The sequence below is a fragment of the Bacillus sp. FSL R7-0646 genome (genome assembly GCF_037969865.1).
Lineage (GTDB): Bacteria > Bacillota > Bacilli > Bacillales > Bacillaceae > Bacillus > Bacillus licheniformis.
Map to the genome: position 1 here is coordinate 203,804 of NZ_CP150217.1, position 20,463 is coordinate 224,266.

Sequence of the window (20,463 nt, forward strand, 5' to 3'; positions counted from 1 at the left end):
GCATTTTGATTGGTTATTCAAGATGCGTACTGCTTTTTGATATTATAAGAATATTCTTTATATTGGGATAGTTGTTTCTTAATAAATAGATAGAGTAAAATTTGTTCTCCTGGAAAAAACAATTGTATTTTTGGAAGGAGTTTATTATGATGGAATAAGTAAATTTTGAGATATATACTAATTGTAATTATCAGATTTTTATTACTACTTAATACGATGAAGATGCTTTGTCATCATATAGTTTTTTGGGTGACATCAGCCGTGTAAGAGGAGGAAAAGAAGTGGCGAACAAAGAATTGAAGAGAGGCCTGGGCGCGCGCCACATCCAAATGATTGCGCTTGGCGGCACTATCGGCGTCGGTTTATTTATGGGATCTTCCAGCACGATAAAGTGGACAGGACCTTCCGTCCTGCTTGCTTATGCCATTTGCGGAATTTTTATCTTTTTTATTATGCGTGCAATGGGGGAAATGCTATATGTAGAGCCAAGCACCGGTTCATTTGCGACATTCGGCCATCAATATATACACCCGTTGGCCGGATATATGACCGCGTGGAGCAACTGGTTTCAGTGGGTGATTGTCGGGATGTCCGAGATCATCGCCGTCGGGGAGTACATGAAGTACTGGTTTCCGGATCTTCCCGCTTGGATACCGGGCATTATCGCAATGGCGATTCTCGGAGGAGCAAACCTTGTCTCTGTTAAATCATTTGGTGAGTTTGAATTTTGGTTTGCGATGATTAAAATCGTTACGATTGTATTAATGATTGCAGCGGGGTTCGGGATTATTTTCTTCGGATTCGGCAACGGCGGACAAGCGATCGGGTTTTCAAACCTTTGGTCGCACGGCGGTTTCTTTACAGGCGGATTCTCAGGATTCTTCTTTGCGCTGTCGCTGGTCATCGCCGCTTATCAAGGGGTCGAACTGATAGGAATTACGGCGGGGGAGGCAAAAGATCCGCAAAACACGCTGAGACACGCGATCCAAAGTATTATTTGGCGTATTTTAATTTTCTATATTGGCGCCATCTTCGTGATTGTCACAGTCTATCCTTGGGATGAGCTGAATGCAATCGGTAGTCCGTTTGTATCCACTTTTGCGAAAGTCGGAATTACGGCGGCAGCCGGCATTATTAACTTCGTCGTCATGACGGCGGCAATGTCCGGCTGCAACAGCGGAATTTTCAGTGCGGGCCGCATGCTTTATACATTGGGAGTAAACGGCCAAGCGCCAAAATTCTTTACGAAGATTTCCAGAAATGGCGTGCCGTTATACGGGACGATTGCCGTCTTGATCGGTTTGGCAATCGGCGTCGTTTTAAATTATATTGCGCCGCCTAATATTTTTGTGTATGTATACAGTGCGAGCGTGCTCCCGGGGATGATTCCGTGGTTTGTCATTCTGCTCAGCCATATCGGATTCAGAAAAGCAAAAGGAGCTGAAATTGACAAACATCCGTTCAAAATGCCTTTCGCCCCAGTGACGAACTATTTGACGATTGGTTTCCTTCTTATGGTATTGGTGGGCATGTGGTTCAACAATGACACACGCGTGTCTCTGATTGTCGGGGTTATTTTCCTTGCGGTTGTTGCCGCCAGCTATTATGTGTTTGGAATTGGCAAGCGTGCCTCAGCTGATGGGAATAAATAATGAAATTTTTAAGGCGCTTGGGGCTGTCGAGATGTTATTGGCAGCCCTCTCAGGCGCTATGATCAAGAACCAGCTCCTGGTTCTTTTTTTTATAAGCTTGGCTGTGTTTCAATACGGGCGCCAATGATGGGCGGAAACCCGCCCGCTCCGGAGAGCCTCTGGGGTCCATTTCAAACAACGGGTCCGAAAGATGTTGTGTTTCAAGTGAAGCCAAGCCACACAGTAAAGGCTTATGAAAAGGTATAAGGGAGGTCTTTTTTATCCAAAAGAAAAAGCCCGCAGAAAACAGGAGTGTCTCTGCAAGCTTAAAAAGGCCGCTATGTGAAAAGGTATGCTGCGATACGTGTATCGCCCTCATAAGGGCATTGAAGCGATCAACACCATCAATAAATTGATATGGATCCGATGAGAAGCGCGCATCCTGTCATCACGATGACAGCGAGCACCGCCCACTTTATCGCAAATTTTTGATGATCGTCGATGGAAACCCCGACAAGCCCAACAAGCAAATGTGTTGAAGGCACAAGCGGGCTCAGCATGTGAATCGGCTGGCCGATGATGGAGGCTCTTGCAATTTCGACCTTATTAACACCGTATGCGACAGCGGTTTCTGATAAAATCGGGAGCACTCCGTAAAAATAAGCGTCATTCGGCATCAGAAAAGTGAAAATGCCGCTTGTTAAGGCTACTATCATCGGAATAAAGCCGCCCATTTGTTCAGGAATCATAGACGCAAGCGAAATCGCCATTTCATCTACCATTTTTGTGCCTGTTAGTATTCCGGTAAAGACCCCTGCGGCAAATATCATTGAACCGATAGCCAATACATTGCTCGAATGCGCCGAAATTCGCTGTCTCTGATGATCGAGGTTTGGATAATTGACAATCAATGCGATGCAGAACGCGATAATAAACAGAACGGTCAAGCTTACTTTTCCTGATATGAGAAGCCCTATCAATGAAAGCGTCAACAATAAGTTGAACCACCAAAGCTTCGGACGCTTCCACTCATCCTCCGCAGCGGCGGCCGTTTCATTGGCACCAGCCGGATGTTTGAGTTCAATCACGCCGAGGCGTTTTCGCTCCGCTTTTCCGAGCATATACGCAACTCCGATCATACAAAGCATGCCGCTTACGATGACAGGTATCATCGGGCCGGTCAATTCAGCCGGGTCAACCCCGAGCGCACTCGCTGCCCGCGGTGTTGCGCCTCCCCATGGAATCGTATTCATAATCCCCATGCCGACTCCTGCGATTCCCGCTAATATAATCGGGCGGATGCCAAGCAGCAAATAGAGCGGGAGCATCGCGCTCGTTGTAATCATATATGTTGTTGATCCGTCTCCGTCCAATGCGACCAGCATCGTGAGCACCGCAGTGCCGACGACGATTTTTAACGGATCGCCTTTGACCATTTTTAATATTTTTGTGACCATTGGGTCAAACAGGCCAGTATCAATCATAATCCCGAAATATAAAATTGCAAACATAATCATAACGGCGGTTGGCGCGACTTGCTGAATCCCCGAAATCATCATGTCGCCGACATCGCTGAATCCGAATCCGGCGATCAGCGCAAACACTATCGGTGTCAAGACTAATGCCGTCAGAACAGAAAGCCGTTTTGTCATGATCAATACCATAAACACAAGCATCATGAAAAAACCTAAAATTGCTAACACAGTTATTCCCCCCTCATATGAATCCGCTTACATTTTTTTCTCTCCTGTTCCCCCTAAGCCTTGCCTTTTTGTCATCATATGAGAAGAACTTTCTGAAGTAAATAATTTGGTTTTTATGTATTTTTAATTTTTTAAAATCATTTTGTTCTTTTTGACCATTTTTAAATACATAAAAAAAGTATTCCGCAGACGCGAAATACCCGGTTAATCCCCAGCCATGATGTTTTGATAAAATGCTGATTGCTCCTCAAGGAATCGTTGCGTCTCCTTGCTGTTTAAATAATAGCTTTCCCATTCCTGTTCATTTATTTTCTGCTTCCATTCCGGTGAGGATGTGATCTTTTTAAACACTTGATCCCAGTAGGAAATTTCTTCTTTGGTCATATTTTTCGGGCCTAATACACCTCTCCAATGGGAAAATACAAACGGGATGCCCTGCTCTCTCCACGTCGGTACATGCGGATATGCGGGAAGCCTTTTGTCTGAAGTAACAGCCCCAAGTGTGATGCTGCCGCTTCTTTCATATGTTTTAGCTTCTGATAGAGTCATCGATGCGGCGTCAATTTCATGTCTGATAAGCGCCTGAATGAGCTCTTCGCTGCTTTCATACTGTAAATATTGAATGTTAAAAGGGTCAACTCCGTACATATCGGCCGCCCTGACGAATGACAGCTGGTCATCATTGCCAAGTCCGGGGGAAAAACCGATTTTTACCTTGCCGGGGTTCTTTTTGATCTCATTCAGCAAATCCTTTCCGCTCTTTATTTCCGATCCTTTTGGAAGAGCGATCGTCTGCCATTCTTTTGCAAGAATCGCCAGCGGGGTGAAATCGTCTGTTTTCAGTTTGCTCTGTCCGAGAATGTAATTGCTCAGCATTAAGCTGGATGTCATGCCGATGGTGTACGTATCGCTGCTATTTATATACTTCCAGCCTTTGTCACCGCCGCTTCCGGGTTTATAGACGATCTTCACTTCGCTTTTTATCACTTGTTTTTGTTTAAGGACGGATTGTATCGCCTGAGCCGTTAAATCCCAGCCGCCCGAAGGCTCAGCGGGTACGACGATTTCAACCGGCCCTCCCGGGGGACGCGGGGCGGACGATTGTCTTTCATCCCCCGACATTAAGATCAATAGACAAATCATTATAATCGCAAAGTTCTTCATGTTTATTCATCCGCCAAATAGTATTTTCTCTCCGGTCTGCCGATAATTCCGTATTCCAGCTCAGCGCGCGCTTCTTCTTTTGACACGAGATATTCGGCATAGCGGCGGGCTGTTGTACGTGAAGCCCCCATTTTTTCACCGAGTTCTTCGGCTGTCATTCCTTTAGCTGCGTCTCGCAGAACATCCCTGATTTTTTGCAGTGTAATCGAATTGATACCTGTCGGCAAATCCTCAGCCTGACGGGATCCGCTGGAGAAGTCTCCGAAGATTTGGTCAATCATTGATTGGCTGACCTGTGGCTGAGAAAGCAGTGTTTGCCTTTTTTTCTTATATTGAAGCAGCACCTGTTTGAATTTTTCGGCAGTCACAGGCTTAATCAAATAGTGCACAATTCCCGCCCGGAGCGATTCCTGTAAATGACATGTTTCGGTTGCTGCTGTGATGATCATGATATCCACTTCCGGAAACCGGTTTCGAATGACAGGAATCAATGTTGTGCCCATCTCATCCGGCATGTAAATATCCAACAGCAGCAAGTCGGCCTTTCGGACCTCGAGAATTTCCATTGTTTCTTTGGCATTGGCCGCTTTACCGATAATGTTGAATCCATCAAGCTGTTCGATCAATCTTTCATGAATTTGCGCTACACGGAAATCATCCTCCGCGATCACGATATCAATCAAATGGATTCCCCCTCTCGTGTTTGCTTCTCCTTCGGTATAAAAACGGTAAATACCGCTCCGCCGCCTTTTTGATTGGCCACTTCAATCCAACCGCCAAGTTCACGTACAGATTCCTTTACGTTGGCCAGCCCGTAGCCTCTCTTCATCCCCTTTGAAGAATATCCTCGTTCAAAGATGGCTTTCATCTTATCAGGCGCTACGCCGCATCCTGTGTCAGCCACTTCTATGACAATATCGCGGCCGATGTCAGTGATGAAAAATGAAACAAGCCGCACATTTTGCTCAGCTACGGCTTCGAAAGCGTTATCAATTAAATTCCCGATGATCGTAATGAGATGAGACATCCCGATATGCTCAGGAAGCGGCTCAAGCGTGCTGTTTTCATCAATGGACAACTTAACTTTTTTCTCCGAAGCCTTTCCCATTTTGCCCAACAGGATAGCCTGCACCTGCTGAGAATGAATGTTTTTGAATAAAATGTCGTGCTGTTCATTTTGAATGGCGTATTCCTCTTTAATCAGGTCGATCGCTGCTTCATACTCACCTAGCTCAAGCAGGCCTAGGATCACATAAAGCTTATTTGAGAATTCATGTGTTTGCGCGCGGAGATCTTCAGAGTATTTTTGCACCTCTGTCAGCGTGTCAATGAGCCTTTTTAACTCGGTTTTTTGACGGAAACTTACGACAATTCCGTAAGTTTGACCGTTTTGGAGCATCATTTTTGTATTTAAAATAAACACTTGATCGTTGACGCAGACCTCCTGATTCAGCAACATCTGCCGCTGCTGAAGGACAGACATTATTCCGGCTCCGGGCAGGATGTCATCAATTGGCCGGTTGACCACAGGTTCGGGAAGCCTAAGCATTTCCGCTGCCGATACGTTCATCATTGTGACGACTCCTTCACGGTTGGTGGCAATGATCCCTTCTTTAATCGCACGCAGCATCGCATTTCGTTCACGGTAAAGAGATGCAATCTCTTGGGGTTCAAGGCCAAGCGTATCTTTTCTAATGCTTTTGGCAAGAGCGGCGGCACCCGCAAATCCTATGAGCAAAACGAGAACAGCCATGAAGCTCAATTTTCTCACATTCTCTTTAATACGTTGTTCTGTCTCGTTTAACAGAAAATCAACAGACACACTGCCGATGACCTTGCTGTAACCACTTTGTTCCTGGATAATCGGCGCACTTCCTCTGATCACCATGCGGCCATCGTTTTTTGTTTCAGAGATGTGAGAGCCGCCGAACAAGATTTTTCTGCTTCTTGTCAGCTTCGTTTGACCTCTCTTTTCCGAGGCGATTTTGATCTCTCCCTTTTCGTTGAGGACATAAATAGTATAGGCACCGGTCTGTTCTTTCATTTGTTCAATGACCTCTTGCGCCTCTCCCTTATGCCCGCGCTTCTTTTGAAAGAGCTCTTTTACCGGAGGCATATAAGAAATGGTTTTTGCAGTCTGAACGGCAAGCTGTTCGGACTGTTTTCTTCCTTCTTTTGTTTGCTGAACGGCAAACGTGACTGTCAGCAAGCCGATTACTAAGATAAGCAGTGCTGCAATCAAGCCCATAATTTTTGTTTGCAGAGAAAAATTGACCCGTTTTTTGACCACAGGCACCAGCCGTCCTTTCTACCAAAAATCATACCACTTTTTATTCGGAAATTTTGGCATTTTTAAAAATATCCTTTGCAAGATAACGAAAAAGCCCAAGTATATCTTATAAGTGATGATTTCATAATGCAGGATCAGGCGTAGGACAGTGTGCTGTTAGTTTCTTAAGCTGGGATCCGGTTTTATTCCACATATAGGTCTAAATCCAGAAGAAAGTCTGCCTCCGGCCACAAGACGGAGCTTCGCATGACGATTGAAGGAAGCAGCTGTCCTCGCGAACACCGCCCCGAGAATAGCTGCTGGCTCCTTGTGTTGTTGTCATAAATTGAAAAACCATTGATTCACACATTGAGACGGCCCGTCTGCTGCTGTTGACTACTAAAACACCTTACCAAACATGCGCTCAATAATATTCAACAGTACAACCCCCGGCAGTTTACGGCGTTCCACAGCCGGTCGAGCTTTGTAAAGAACCCATTTAATGGAAATCGAGATGACGTCCGTTATAGAGGATATTCATCGGTCGAATCGATCATTTGAATAAAGTTAAGGGCAGATGGAGATAGATGGTCTTCCGTCCTTACACATAGCGAAATCGGGTTCTTTATTACGGCTTTATCAACATGAACCTTTGCGATGTCTCCGCGGGCGATATATTCGTTTACTTCAAGAGCGGATACGAATGTTACACCGTATCCTTCCATAACCGTTCTGATTGTTTCGTTTAATCCGTTTATTTGTACACCCATATTTGGTTTTCCCGCGTTATGCAGGTTGCACAGCGAAATCAATTTTTCCCGCGAAAAACTTCCTTCCTCGCGAAAGACGAAAGGTTCTTTTACAATCTCCTCTAATGCCACGTGTTTTGAGGCGAATTTATGTTTTTGATTGACTACGAATAACATGTCATCTTCCAAAAGCAGCGTTCCTTTTAAGAAGGGGCCGAATTCCGTTGTCCCGCCGATCAGGCCAATGTCCGCTTCGTAGTTGATCAGCTGTTCACAAGCTTTTTGAAAATTCGTTGTCGTGATTTCAACTTCCGTTTTCGGAAATTGCTGTTTAAATCGGCTGAGCCATCTTGGCAGCAAATAATTGGCGGGGAGGAAGGTGGAGGCAATACGCAGTTTTCCAATTGACCCTTCCCTTAACTGCTCCACGTACGATTCAATTTCTTTTTCAAGTGAAAACAGCCGCTTGGCCTGTTTTGCAAGCTCTGCGCCGGACTGTGTCAGCAGGATCCCTCTGCCTTTAGGAACGAATAAGGTGCAGTCGATCTCGCGTTCTAATTTCTTAATTTGCGAGGTGACGGCGGGCTGGCTGATACTTAACTGTTTGGCGGCTTGAGTGACACTGCCTGTTTCAGCGACCGAATAGAACAATCGCAGTGCATGGAGATTCATATTTCACACCTCTATTTATAAATAAAAGTTATTAATACTAGATAAAGATATATTAGAGTTATCTAAATACTTTTACTATTATAAAGTTGAAAAACATGTATTACAAGAAAGGAGAAATTGTTATGAGTACGCTTATCTTAAATAAAACAGCTTATAGCAAGTCTCCGTATGATGTATGGCTGAAGGGACTGGATGAACCGGTGGCGATGCTGACCTCAACCGATCGTGCGGATGAATGCAGGAATTATGATGTGATCGAAGCATTTGACGATTATCCGGTTAATGGATGCATCGAAATGCGCGCTTTGGAGCTGAATGAAACGTATCACTTTAAAACGATTATTGCATCCTCGGAATTTGATATGCTGAGGGCGGGGAAGCTGAGGTCGCTTTTGGGGATAAAAGGGCAGTCTTACAAAAGTGCTCTGCTGTTCCGCAACAAAATATTAATGAAAGAGCAAGTAAGAAAAGCCGGTGTGAAGGTTCCAGATTTTAAGAAAATCGACTCGGCGGCCGACTTATATAAGTTTGTTCAAACTTTCGGTTTTCCTGTGGTCGTTAAGCCTATTTACGGATCGGGGTCTGTTGATACAACCGTTTTAAGGAATCGGCAGGACGTGTGGAATTTTCTTGCGAAAGGTCTTCCCGATCATCTGGAAGTTGAGTCGTTTATCGAAGGGGATATGTATCATATAGACGGCCTCATCCTTGATGAAGAAATTGTCCTCAGCTGGCCGTCGCGTTATATCAACGGGTGTCTGGCGTTTCAAGATCATCAGTTTTTAGGCAGCCTCCAGCTTGAATTGAAAAATCCGCTTACCCGGCGGTTGACTGATTTTGTTCAAAAAGCGCTTGCTGCCCTTCCTGTTCCGAATACCACAACATTCCATGCTGAAGTGTTTCATACACCAGATGATGAACTGGTGTTTTGTGAAGTGGCCAGTAGAACCGGCGGCGCTATGGTCCGTGAAGCAACTGCGCAGACTTTCGGTTTTGATATCAATGAAGTGTGTGTTAAAGCGCAATGCGGCCTGGAATTTCATATACCGGAGGTGGACAACAATCCGGACCGCCTAAGCGGCTGGCTGTTGATTCCGCCGAAAGACGGCGTGCTGAAAGAAATCAAGCCTGCGCCAGCCGCAGACTGGATAGCGAAACAAAATATATCCGCTCAAGCCGGAGACAGGTTCCACGGCTCGTCTTCCAGTGTAGACGCAATTGCAAGCTGTTTAATTATCGGACGCACAGAAGCCGAATTGAGAGGCCGTATCAGCCGGCTTGCAACGTGGTTCCATGATCATACCGTATGGGAAAAGAATTCGGATGTTTGCGCAATTTAAAGCATTCAGCCGCCTTCATCCGTTGATCCGATTTTTGCTGATAGGCACGCTTGTCACGAAGGCGGCTAAGTCGATGACAACCCCGTTTTTGGCGCTCTATCTCCATATGAAAACGGGAGCCGATTTTGGAACCATCGGGCTTGTCATCGGTTTAGGCTATTTTTCAAGCACTGTAGGAGGGGTAGTCGGAGGAGCGCTTTCAGATAAAATCGGCAGAAAAAAAGTGATGCTTTCATCCATTTTCATCTGGAGCTTTGTATTCATTCTTTTTGGACTTGTTCATGATTTCATGTGGTTTTTATTGCTGAATATTTTAAGCGGGCTTTGCCATTCGTGTTTTGAACCTGTGTCAAAGGCTTTGATGGCTGAGTTATCAGAACGGGAGATGAGATTCCGCATTTTCTCTTTGCGGTATTTGGCCATCAATGTTGGAGCTGCTGTCGGCCCTTTACTGGGCGCTTATTTTGGTCTTGCCAAAACCGGAACGCCGTTTATCATCACAGGGCTGGTCTATTTTGGCTATGCCATACTTTTGAGCTTGATGATGATTCGGCTGACCACGGTGAAAGAGACAAAAATCGCTCCTGAAAAAGTCCAGGCAGGTTCAGTTTTGAAGACGTTAAAGCAAGACAAGGCTCTTCGATTATACATAGCCGGCGGCATCCTTTTTTTGTTCAGCTATTCGCAAATGGAAAGCACTTTGCTGCAGTATTTAAATAACGACTTTGCAAACGGAGTTAAAATATTTTCGACTTTAATCACGTTAAACGCGGTGACGGTCATCCTTTTACAAGTGCCGCTCACCCGTTTATTTGAGAGGTATAAATCCTTAACAACAATATCAATTGGAACCGTTTTTTGCATTTTGGGGAATATCGGTTTTTCTATCGCAAATGGCTGGATTGTTTTTATGCTTTCGATGTTTGTTCTGACAATCGGCGAAATTTTATGTTTTCCTTCAATGAATGTCCTTTTGGACGAGCTGGCTCCGGATCATATGAAGGGCGCGTATTACGGCATGCAAAACTTATACAACATCGGTGAGTTTTTAGGGCCTTGGCTGGGGGGGATGATGCTTGCCTTGTACGGGGGAAAAGCCGTCTTTCTTATTGCTGCGTGTTCAGTCTTTTTGGCTTTAGGCGCTTACCATGTGGGAAGGAGAAAGTTTTTATCTGCACAGCATTATGGTGTATCGCCTTTTTCTTATTGAAAATTTAGGCCGCTTATGCATGAATCATTAAGAATTACCCAACCTAAAAGGTAAAAAAGGAGTATGAATCATGGACACAACATTGGGCTACCTCCGTGAGTCACTGTCGAATCACCTTGAACACGGCATAGGACAAAACATTTACAGAAAAATCGTTTCCGGGCGATATGCCAATGAGGAAGAGTTTGTCGAGCACTTGGAGGAGCGGGAAATGGAATTTCTGAATCAAGTGCTTGAACATGAGATGAAATATGCGCTGAATGAACAGGACCATAAACGGACAAGAGAATTAAACGAAGTGTATGAACTGCTGTTTTGAAAGGCGGGAATGATCAATGGGTGCAATAGAGCGGAACGGATACACGTTTGAACCGGAATACAGCGTGACCAGACAAAACGGTGCGATCCATGTATACCGGCGCGGCCGGTTTGTCGAGGAGATTCCCTTTGAGTTTCACGGGGAGTTTCCAGAGCATGATTTAATTGAAGAGCTTGTCAATCATTATTGTTATGAAAATAAAATATAAGGCTTGAAGAGGCTGCCGACCGGGCGGCTTTTATTTTTGGATTTTTATATCTATAATCCGCTTGCAGTTTTTTAGAACGGCAGCAGAAAAGCTGCCATAAATATGACAGCTCATGCATCGCTATTTTTTCTTTTCGTCGTAGTATTGAACAGGGTACATGGATCCTTCCGATACCATTTTGTTATCTTCGATATCATGCGGAGACGGGTGTCCTGCTTTTTCAACCGGGAATGAATCTACGTTGTGTTTTTCCGAAAAGTAAGGGATCTTTTCTTTGACGTTTTGCAAGTACGATTTCAGTTTTTGTCTGTTTGTTTCGTCTTTGAGCATATATGCGGTGACTCCGGCGACAACGGCGAGACCTGAGATCAGATTCTTTTGCTTCATGGTCATAACCCCTTTCGATTAGGTGTTTGCAAATGTTATTCCCATGATTGCCGCCGGTTAAACCAGCTGATCGAGCGCTTCGTCTATATTCGTCGTCGGCTGCCTGCAGGCGAAATTTTCACAAATATAGACAGTCGTTTTGTTATCGACTGCTTTGTATTCGGCCGCAAAGTCGGCAATCCCTTTGAAATCGTCAGGCGATTCTGCGGCGAGGACGGCATAATTCGGCTGGAAGGCCTGCTGCAAAGCGCTTACGATCTTCTGTCTGTCCGGATCATTCCGTTTTCCGAGCACAACGATTTCCTTTTGCGGCATGAATTGGCTCAGCAAACCTTGGAGAAAGTTTGTATGGCCGCTCGGATAAGCAGAGACGTCTCCATGGAAGGCAGCAAACATTTTTGCCGCTTGATCATGGAGCGACAAGTCGCCAGTCAGCCTGCCCAGCCGGGACAGCTGCACGGCCAGGACGCCGTTTCCGGACGGGAGGGCGCCGTCGTATACTTCTTTATCCCGCACGATCAAAGCCTCGGCATCGCTTCCCGTAAAATAAAAACCGCCGTGCTCTTCATCCCAGAACAGCCCCTTCATGTCTGCTTCGAGCTTTTTGGCTTTTCGCAAATCGGTTAAATCAAGTGATGCTTCATACAATTCGATGTAGGCCCACAGCAGGAAGGCGTAGTCATCGATAAATCCTTTATTTTTCACCTCGCCGTCACGGTAGCGGACCATGATGCGACCGTCTTGAATCAATTTATTCTCGATAAACTCGGCTGCAGCTCGCGCCATCTCCAGGTATTCGGGCGCATTGTAGACTTTCGCCGCTTTGGCAAGACCCGCGATCATCAGAGCGTTCCAAGAAGTCAGCACTTTATCGTCGACATGAGGATACGTTCTTTCCTGACGTTTTTCAAAAAGCTTTGTTCTCGCTTCTTCAAGCTTGTTCTGAAGCTCTTCATCTGTCAGCGCGAATTCATCCTTGATGTCTTCCAGCCTGGTGTAGATCAAGTTTGGAATATTATGGCCTTCAAAATTCCCTTCTTGCGTGATGTTGTAGACCGCGCAATACAATTCGCCAAGTTCATCTCCAAGCGTTTCAAGGACTTCTTCTTTTGACCACACATAATATTTGCCCTCTACGCCTTCCGTGTCGGCATCAAGCGCTGAATAAAAAGCGCCTTTCTCATCGGTCATTTCGCGGCGGACAAATGTGATGATCTGCTCGGAAATCTGTTTATACCGTTCGTTTTTCGTGATTTGATAGGCTTCAGTATATGCGATCAGCAATAAAGCATTATCGTAAAGCATTTTTTCAAAGTGGGGAACAAGCCATTCGTCATCTGTCGAATAGCGGGCAAACCCGTAGCCGACATGGTCGTAAATGCCGCCGTTCGCCATGCTGTCCAACGTTTTCATCACGCTGTACAGCGCGTTCTCCTCGCCGCTGTATTGATGATAGCGAAGCAGAAATGTCAGCATATGGGGGATTGGAAATTTCGGCGCGCTGCCGAAACCGCCGTACGCCGCATCAAAGCTGTTGATCAGCTGCTGATACGTCCGCCTCAATATGTCTTCGCCGAGCGAATCGCCGGCATCGCTTTTCGCTTTGATTCTCAGGTTGTTGGCCGCTTTTTCGGCAATATCTTCAACATGCTCCCGGTTTTTCGCGAAGGTATCGGAAAGCTGCTTCACCACCTCAACAAACCCCGGACGGTTAAAACGGCTCGTCTTCGGAAAATATGTACCCGCATAAAACGGCTTCTGATCAGGGGTTAAAAACACATTCAGCGGCCAGCCGCCCTGCCCCGTCATCATCTGGCAGATCGTCATATAAATCGAATCCACATCAGGCCGCTCCTCGCGGTCCACTTTAATGGAGACGAATTTCTCATTCAGAAGCTTCGCAACTTCTTCATCTTCGAAGCTTTCATGAGCCATGACATGGCACCAATGACAAGTCGAATAGCCGATGCTGACAAGTACCGGCTTGTTTTCGCGCTTTGCTTTTTCAAAGGCTTCTTCGCCCCACGGGTACCAGTCGACGGGGTTGTGTGCATGCTGGAGTAGGTATGGCGACTTCTCGTTGATTAATCTGTTCGTTGGCATGGGATCACCTGCTTTATAAACGAATTTTTATTCATTATTGTCTTTACATGATTTAATATACCAAATATCAAAAGAAGAGGTTTCTAAGGTTAACTTCTTCTATTTTATTTTATGGAAAGAGAAGCAGACCAACTGTTATTAAAAGAGCTCAGTTAATTCTTAAGATTTTTCGCCCCTCTTTCTTCAGGTTTTGAATTTAAAGTATGATTATAAATTATTCAAAACAAAGGAATGAGACAAATTGGGGCTATATATTGACGGAGAAATAGAAAAGCAGAAGAACCCCTCGCGCCGAAGCGTCTTGTTTGCCATTTTGGTTGTTAATCGTTGCCGATAACGTACTTGCATGCGGTAGTGCACGGACGATAATGCTATGCCGAAGCGACATACCGAATCAATGAAAAAATTCAATCAAGGCGTCGCCGCCCACCCCAATTAGAATCCCTGCTGATTCCGATCGGTGACGGACTGACCGTGTCGCAAGTCAAGAAATAAAAGCACATCATCTGACTAGTTACTGATTCGGTGACTAGTTTTTTTAATGCCCGCAATGCCGCCACAATCTAAAATCGGAATATGATAAATTCAGTTCATAAAATGTTGAAGGGGACATGCCCTTAGCAAATTGACAAAAGGTTCTTTTGTAGTAAAATTCAAACTATTCATAAACGAAAGGAACCGCCGTGATTGAAAGCGGGGACAAATTTTAAATAAGAAGGTGTTGAGGTGGCGGGGTATTCTGAACGAACGGTTGAGAGTTACATAGATTCTCCGGATCGATTAAAGAGATTGTACAAAAGAGTATTATTCATCGTGAGTCTGTCGCAGATTTTCGGCGGTGCGGGGCTGGCTGCCGGGATTACGGTAGGCGCCCTGTTAGCAAAGCAAATGCTTGGGACGGATGCGTTTTCAGGAGTCCCTTCTGCCTTATTTACTTTAGGATCGGCAGGAGCCGCTTTCGGCGTCGGGAGACTTTCTCAGCGTTACGGGCGCCGCACGGGCTTAACCGCCGGCTTTATGGTCGGCGGGATCGGCGCAATCGGGGTCGTTGCTGCGGCCGTGATCAACAGCATCATATTGTTGTTCGTTTCCCTGCTTATTTACGGAGCGGGCACAGCGACAAACTTGCAGGCGCGGTATGCCGGCACTGACTTGGCTGATAAAAAGCAGCGGGCTAAAGCGATCAGCGTCACAATGGTGATGACAACATTTGGAGCGGTTGCGGGCCCCAATTTGGTGGATGTCATGGGGAAATTTGCTTCGATCATCGGCGTTCCGCCACTTGCGGGACCGTTTATTTTATCGGCGGCAGCTTTTATTCTGGCAGGGCTTGTGCTTTATATTTTGCTTCGGCCGGATCCGTTGGAGATCGCCAAAAAAATCGAAACCTATAGACAAGAAAATAAATTAGCAGACGAATCGAAGTCTGCCGGTGCTTCGGACGATCAAAAGGGGATTACAATTGGTGCCGCTGTTATGGTGCTTACCCAAATTGTGATGGTTGCGATTATGACCATGACGCCCGTTCATATGCAGCACCACGGACACAGCTTGGGAGATGTCGGGATCGTGATAGGTTTTCATATCGGTTCAATGTATCTTCCGTCACTTGTCACAGGGATTCTTGTTGATAAAATTGGCCGGACAGCCATAAGCATCGCCTCAGGGGTGACCCTGCTGCTCGCTGGTGCAGTGGCGGCGCTGGCTCCCAGCGATTCGCTCGTTTTATTGATCGTTGCCCTTTCGCTGCTTGGATTGGGATGGAACTTTGGATTAATCAGCGGAACTGCACAAATTATCGATTCGACCGAGCCTTCAACACGTGCGAAAGTGCAGGGAACGCTTGATGTTTTGATCGCATTGGCGGGGGCTTCCGGCGGGGCTCTTTCCGGAATGGTTGTCGCTCATTCAAGCTATGCCGTGTTATCCTTGGCGGGCGGGCTGTTATCCTTGGCTCTGATTCCAGCCGTCATTTGGCCGCGAAGAAAAACAAATACTCAAAAAGGGTAGGAAAAGGTCTATCGGATTCGGGGCCTATCGGACATCGCCGCCGGGCTTTCTTAATTTAAAAACGATGAAATCGGGGCACCTGAGATCTTCTTCAAATGAAGGGTATTTTTTCAGCATCTCTTTTGACGGTCTCGGTTCCTCGACCGCTTCTAATTGAAAGCCGGCTTTGATGATCGTATTGATATAGCTTGTCAGTGTTCTGTGAAAAAGAAACATTTTCTCCTCGCCGCCCAGCGGCTGCTCATATGCGCCTTCGTAAAAATACCGATCAACGTTCCAATGGAGCTTTTGGCCGTCTTTGGTTCTTTCCCATCCGCTTTCCGGGGTGACGAAACAAGGGTGTAATATTGAAAAAATAAAGCATCCTCCATCTTTTAATAACCTGTGCATTTCCTGAAACGCTTTTTCATCATTTGCGAGGTCTTGGATGACCATATTCGATATGATGATATCAAAGCTTTGCTCATCTAAAAAATGCAAGTCCTCACAATTGCCGTGCCGATAATGAATGTGCAATCCGTCCGGCGTTCTTTCCTTGGCGATCTCAAGCATTCTTGTCGAATAGTCAACCGCCGTTACAACTGCTTCGCGGGCGGCCAGCATTCTGCTTAAATATCCTTCTCCGCACCCGGCATCCAGCACTTTTTGATTTTTCACCGTTTCAATGAGAGAAAAGATGACGGGGTTCAAAAAGACTTCTTTATGTATATCGCCTTGTTCAGTATGGTTTGCAGCATAGCTATCTGCAAACCGGTTCCATCTTTGAATGGCTTCTTCAGTGGCAGCGTTTTTTCTCATATCACTTCCTCCTTTTGACATGATCATACCACAAACCATATTACGTTTTAGCCAGGTTAAAGGACATTCCTGTTGACAAAGCAGCCTATTTGTAATTATGATAGTTACATCAAGTGTAACGAAATTTGTTACAGATCAAGATTAAAACATTCAGGAGGAATTCGAATATGAAAATGCTAGTAACGGGGGCAACCGGAAAATTAGGATCGAAAATTGTGGAAAAGCTGCTGGAAACTGTACCGGCGGATCAGCTGGCGGTCAGCGTGCGCAATCCGGAAAAAGCGGAAGCGCTGCGGGCGCGCGGGGTCGATGTGCGCCACGGGGATTTTGACCGCCCGGAAACATTGGAATCCGCATTTCGAGGCATTGACCGTCTGCTGATTATCTCTGCCGATGGAGACAATGAGACGAGAATCCGTCAGCACGGCAATGCGGTAGCTGCCGCAGAGCGCGCCGGAGTTCGGTTTATCGCTTATACGAGCATTGCGAATGCCCGCGAAAGCAAAAACTTCCTTGCGCCGACTCACAAAGCAACTGAAGAAGCGATTTTGCAAACGGGGATTCCATACTCCTTCTTGCGCAATAACTGGTACTTGGAAAATGAAATGTCGAGTATTCAAGGCGTTTTGGCGGGAGCCCCTTGGGTGACATCAGCAGAGAATGGCAAAGTGGGCTGGGCGCTGCAGCAGGATTACGCGGATGCAGCGGCAGCGGTTCTGTCCGGCGAAGGCCACGAAAACACCGTTTACGAACTTTCAGGCAAACTATTAACTCAGGAAGAAATCGCTTCAGCCCTTGGGGAAGTATTGGGCAAAGAAGTTCCCGTTCAGCATGTTGACGATGCTGCCTATCGCGATATCATGAAAAATGCGGGTGTGCCGGATTTTCTGATTCCGATGGTTGTCGATATCCAAAAAGGCATTCGTGAAGGCACACTTGAAGTCGAAAGCGATGATTTTGAAAAAGTGCTCGGCCGTCCGCTCACGCCAATTAAAGAAGGATTGGCTCAAATCGTTGCAAGAATCTCAGAAGCGAAATAATGATCAATAGGATTCGAAAGAGTGATGAACAGAATTACAGTGTTCATCACTCTTTTTTTAAAAGATAGATCAAAAAAGACTCGCCACAATCACCGCACATACTTTATAGCCTAAGTTACTTTTATTAAAATAAGTAAAATATCGACTGAATTCCAGAGCTAATGATGAAGGAATAAAAAGACAGGCATGTGCGGCTGCTTGAGAAGAAAAACTGAAAGCTGATGGCAGCGCATGAATTTGCAGTGTGTATTAACTTGTAAAGAGCCTCGATAGTAGCCTCTGTTTGGATTGCGGCTCATCCATCATCCCCCGCGACAGTTTCACTATTAAAACTCACAAATATGCACCTGACCGTTATTTGATTTTCCTTTGCTGTATTAAACCTATGGCCACAAGCATGACAGTGCCGAGTAAGGCAATCGGAAGAAACCACCCGCCAAATCCGCTTCCCCAGTCTAAAGCGATTGACACGGATTCAATTAATATGAGAGAAAAAATGATTAAGCATGCATTTTTTAAGCGGTTGATCAACTTTCGGCTGAGCAGGTAGAAGTGTTCAGCGTTTGTTTCATTCAGGCGCTTTGGATGATTGTGAATCTCAGGGTGCTTTTCTAGGAACTGCATGAACAGAAGGATAATTAATCCGATTCCCGGCAATATGAAAAGCTCCCATTTTGACCCCCAGCGATCCACTTCACCGAGTGCGTTGTAATGTGCAGGCACCTTTTCGGGGAGCGATCCCCAGACAGCGGCCAATAGAATGATCGATCCCAGGTAAAAGAAATAGCCAAATGCGTTCCAAACCCGTTCCCCTTTTGTCTTTTGAATGTTGATCTTAGAACCGTCGGCTCTGTTCTGCATATGTACCCCTCCTTAGTTTTAAATACGGTTTGACCTATGAAAAAGTTCGGGATTTTCGCCAGCTGGAATGGGGTATATTTGCGGTGAGTCCAGGCAATGTTAAGGGAATGTAAATCATCAGCCGGCAATGTTAAGTTATTGTAAATTTTCGATTTGAATCGTTTACATAGGCTTTAATCTCCATCATAATCATAGTGTTTGGTTTGTAGATTTATGTCGAATTAGGGGGGCACGACTTTGGAAATAGATGTGCAGAAATTGCTTTTTGAATTCATTGGAGGTCTCGGGATCTTTCTTCTCGGTATTAAGTTTATGGGAGAAGGACTTCAAAAATCAGCCGGAGATAAGCTGAGAGACATATTAGATCGTTTTACAAGCAACCCTCTGATGGGTGTTTTGGCAGGTATGATTGTCACGGTTTTAATTCAAAGCAGTTCCGGCACGACCGTTATCACTGTCGGTCTTGTCAGCGCCGGCTTTATGACCCTCCGCCAGGCGATCGGCGTCATTATGGGTGCGAACATCGGAACGACGGCCACAGCCTTTATTATCGGCTTTGACGTTGGGGCATATGCGCTTCCGATCATCGCCATTGGTTCATTTTTGCTGTTTTTCTTAAAGAGCAAAAAATTTCAGAACATCGGACAAATTCTGTTTGGATTTGGTGCGCTTTTCTACGGCTTGGAATTAATGAGCAGCGGGATGAAGCCGCTCCGGACGGTTGAAGCTTTTCATGATTTAACAGTCAGCATGAGTGCGAATCCTATTCTCGGCGTGCTCGTCGGCACCCTTTTCACCGTTCTCGTCCAAAGCTCAAGTGCAACGATCGGGATCCTGCAAGGGCTGTTTGCCGATTCATTAATAGATCTAAACGGCGCTCTGCCTGTATTATTCGGAGACAATATCGGTACGACGATTACCGCTGTACTGGCATCTCTTGGCGCCTCAGTGGCAGCCAAACGGGCCGCGGCCGTTCACGTATTGTTCAACCTGATTGGAACAGCGATTTTCCTGATCTTGCTGAAGCCGTTCACAGCTTTGATTTTAATGCTTCAATCCTCTTTAGGGCTGGACCCTAAGATGGTGATTGCGTTTGCCCACGGGATCTTTAATACGTCGAATACGCTGATTCAGCTTCCGTTTGTCGGCATATTGGCTTTGATCGTTACGAAGCTGATTCCAGGCAAAGATTCGGTTGTGGACTATAAAGCAACACATCTTGATCCGCTGTTCATTCAGCAGTCTCCTTCAATTGCGCTGGGACAGGCGAAAGAAGAAGTATTGCGCATGGGTGAATTTGCGGTAAAGGGACTTGAGGAAACAAAAGAGTTTTTTAATACAAAACAGGCAAAACATGCGCAAAGCGCTTTTCAAATAGAAGATGCGATCAACAATTTGGACAGGAAGATAACCGATTACTTGATCGAATTGTCCGCCACTACGCTTTCTGAACAAGAATCTGAAGAACATCATATGTTAATGGATACTGTCAGAGACATTGAAAGAATCGGCGATCACTTTGAAAACTTGGTTGAGCTTGGTGAGTACCAGCAATCCAACAGGGTGAAAATTTCCGAAGCGGCAATGGCTGATTTAACGGAAATGCTTGACCTGACCATTTCCACTGTTAAGGAGTCCATCACCGCTCTTGGGGAAAATAACGAAGATGCCGCAAGACGCGTAGTCGAAAAAGAAAATCAGATTGATAAAATGGAACGCAAGCTTCGCAAAAAGCACATTCTTCGCTTAAACGACGGATTATGCAGCGGACAAGCCGGCGTGATCTTCGTCGATATCACCAGCAACCTGGAAAGGATCGGCGACCATGCCGTCAATATTGCTGAAGCTGTTTTAGGCGAAGAAAAGCATTAAAAAACCGGGAGTCATTCCCGGTTTTTTATTTTGTGGGCCTTTTTTATCAAGGTGTTACATATTTACTAAATTGTGAGCAAAAAGGAAGAACATTCTTCTTCTGGAGACGTAAATCAAGTATAATGGT

The 20,463-nt window shown here is 45.6% G+C and carries 16 protein-coding genes and 2 pseudogenes; 9 read left to right on the forward strand and 9 right to left on the reverse strand.

Translation table 11 applies throughout. The features are described 5' to 3' along the window. Positions 1 to 281: 281 nt before the first annotated feature. Positions 282 to 1,652, forward strand: coding sequence for an amino acid permease (locus MKY62_RS01175; protein WP_003178482.1), 1,371 nt, complete (start codon positions 282 to 284; stop codon positions 1,650 to 1,652). 383 nt (positions 1,653 to 2,035) lie between these two features. Here MKY62_RS01175 and MKY62_RS01180 read toward each other — a convergent pair whose 3' ends face one another. From MKY62_RS01180 to MKY62_RS01200, 5 genes and pseudogenes are all read right to left on the reverse strand, one after another. Continuing rightward, the gene (locus MKY62_RS01180) at positions 2,036 to 3,334 is read right to left on the reverse strand and encodes a citrate:proton symporter (RefSeq protein ID WP_003178484.1); all 1,299 of its coding nucleotides are present in this window, start codon (positions 3,332 to 3,334) and stop codon (positions 2,036 to 2,038) included. 204 nt (positions 3,335 to 3,538) lie between these two features. Continuing rightward, on the reverse strand, positions 3,539 to 4,498 hold the full coding sequence (locus MKY62_RS01185; RefSeq protein ID WP_003178487.1) for a tripartite tricarboxylate transporter substrate binding protein: 960 nt from the start codon (positions 4,496 to 4,498) through the stop codon (positions 3,539 to 3,541). A 2-nt stretch (positions 4,499 to 4,500) separates the two neighbouring features. Then, positions 4,501 to 5,181 carry a response regulator gene (locus MKY62_RS01190; RefSeq protein ID WP_003178489.1) on the reverse strand — a complete coding sequence of 227 codons (681 nt, stop codon included), beginning with the start codon at positions 5,179 to 5,181 and terminating at the stop codon, positions 4,501 to 4,503. Then, positions 5,174 to 6,788: pseudogene (locus MKY62_RS01195) on the reverse strand (sensor histidine kinase). Before MKY62_RS01195 ends, MKY62_RS01190 begins: the two are co-directional and overlap by 8 nt. 503 nt (positions 6,789 to 7,291) lie before the next feature. After that, the gene (locus MKY62_RS01200) at positions 7,292 to 8,188 is read right to left on the reverse strand and encodes a LysR family transcriptional regulator (RefSeq protein WP_003178493.1); all 897 of its coding nucleotides are present in this window, start codon (positions 8,186 to 8,188) and stop codon (positions 7,292 to 7,294) included. A 122-nt stretch (positions 8,189 to 8,310) separates the two neighbouring features. Between MKY62_RS01200 and MKY62_RS01205 the strand changes: the two genes are divergently transcribed. The 4 genes from MKY62_RS01205 to MKY62_RS01220 all read left to right on the forward strand — a co-directional run bounded on the left by MKY62_RS01205 (position 8,311) and on the right by MKY62_RS01220 (position 11,265). After that, a complete protein-coding gene (locus MKY62_RS01205; RefSeq protein WP_003178495.1) occupies positions 8,311 to 9,528 on the forward strand; it encodes an ATP-grasp domain-containing protein in 1,218 nt (405 codons plus the stop codon). Beyond that, entirely contained in the window at positions 9,512 to 10,738 is a 1,227-nt protein-coding gene (locus MKY62_RS01210) for an MFS transporter (RefSeq protein WP_009330322.1), read from the forward strand. The genes MKY62_RS01205 and MKY62_RS01210 overlap by 17 nt, the downstream gene beginning before the upstream one ends. A gap of 70 nt (positions 10,739 to 10,808) precedes the next feature. Beyond that, positions 10,809 to 11,057, forward strand: coding sequence for a hypothetical protein (locus MKY62_RS01215; RefSeq protein WP_003178498.1), 249 nt, complete (start codon positions 10,809 to 10,811; stop codon positions 11,055 to 11,057). A gap of 16 nt (positions 11,058 to 11,073) precedes the next feature. Next, positions 11,074 to 11,265 (forward strand): YbxH family protein, encoded by a 192-nt coding sequence (locus MKY62_RS01220; RefSeq protein ID WP_003178500.1) that lies wholly within the window; start codon positions 11,074 to 11,076, stop codon positions 11,263 to 11,265. A gap of 120 nt (positions 11,266 to 11,385) precedes the next feature. Here MKY62_RS01220 and MKY62_RS01225 read toward each other — a convergent pair whose 3' ends face one another. Then, on the reverse strand, positions 11,386 to 11,652 hold the full coding sequence (locus MKY62_RS01225) for a hypothetical protein (protein WP_003178502.1): 267 nt from the start codon (positions 11,650 to 11,652) through the stop codon (positions 11,386 to 11,388). A 57-nt stretch (positions 11,653 to 11,709) separates the two neighbouring features. After that, positions 11,710 to 13,755: a thioredoxin domain-containing protein gene (locus MKY62_RS01230; RefSeq protein ID WP_003178504.1), complete on the reverse strand. Its 2,046-nt coding sequence runs from the start codon at positions 13,753 to 13,755 to the stop codon at positions 11,710 to 11,712. 320 nt (positions 13,756 to 14,075) lie between these two features. On the opposite strand from MKY62_RS01230, the pseudogene MKY62_RS01235 reads away from it, so the two are divergent. Then, positions 14,076 to 14,250 (forward strand): annotated as a pseudogene (locus MKY62_RS01235) (O-methyltransferase); the annotation flags it as partial. A gap of 231 nt (positions 14,251 to 14,481) precedes the next feature. Next, positions 14,482 to 15,765 carry an MFS transporter gene (locus MKY62_RS01240; RefSeq protein ID WP_003178506.1) on the forward strand — a complete coding sequence of 428 codons (1,284 nt, stop codon included), beginning with the start codon at positions 14,482 to 14,484 and terminating at the stop codon, positions 15,763 to 15,765. A gap of 24 nt (positions 15,766 to 15,789) precedes the next feature. Here MKY62_RS01240 and MKY62_RS01245 read toward each other — a convergent pair whose 3' ends face one another. Beyond that, positions 15,790 to 16,563, reverse strand: coding sequence for a class I SAM-dependent methyltransferase (locus MKY62_RS01245; protein WP_003178508.1), 774 nt, complete (start codon positions 16,561 to 16,563; stop codon positions 15,790 to 15,792). A gap of 167 nt (positions 16,564 to 16,730) precedes the next feature. On the opposite strand from MKY62_RS01245, the gene MKY62_RS01250 reads away from it, so the two are divergent. Beyond that, complete coding sequence (locus MKY62_RS01250) at positions 16,731 to 17,603, forward strand: SDR family oxidoreductase (protein ID WP_003178510.1); 873 nt, start codon at positions 16,731 to 16,733, stop codon at positions 17,601 to 17,603. A gap of 354 nt (positions 17,604 to 17,957) precedes the next feature. Here the strand turns inward: MKY62_RS01250 and MKY62_RS01255 are convergent, their stop codons facing one another. Continuing rightward, a complete protein-coding gene (locus tag MKY62_RS01255) occupies positions 17,958 to 18,464 on the reverse strand; it encodes a DUF1648 domain-containing protein (RefSeq protein WP_003178512.1) in 507 nt (168 codons plus the stop codon). Positions 18,465 to 18,701: 237 nt separating this feature from the next. Here MKY62_RS01255 and MKY62_RS01260 point away from each other — a divergent pair, with 237 nt between their 5' ends. Then, on the forward strand, positions 18,702 to 20,336 hold the full coding sequence (locus MKY62_RS01260; protein ID WP_003178514.1) for a Na/Pi cotransporter family protein: 1,635 nt from the start codon (positions 18,702 to 18,704) through the stop codon (positions 20,334 to 20,336). Positions 20,337 to 20,463: the final 127 nt, after the last annotated feature.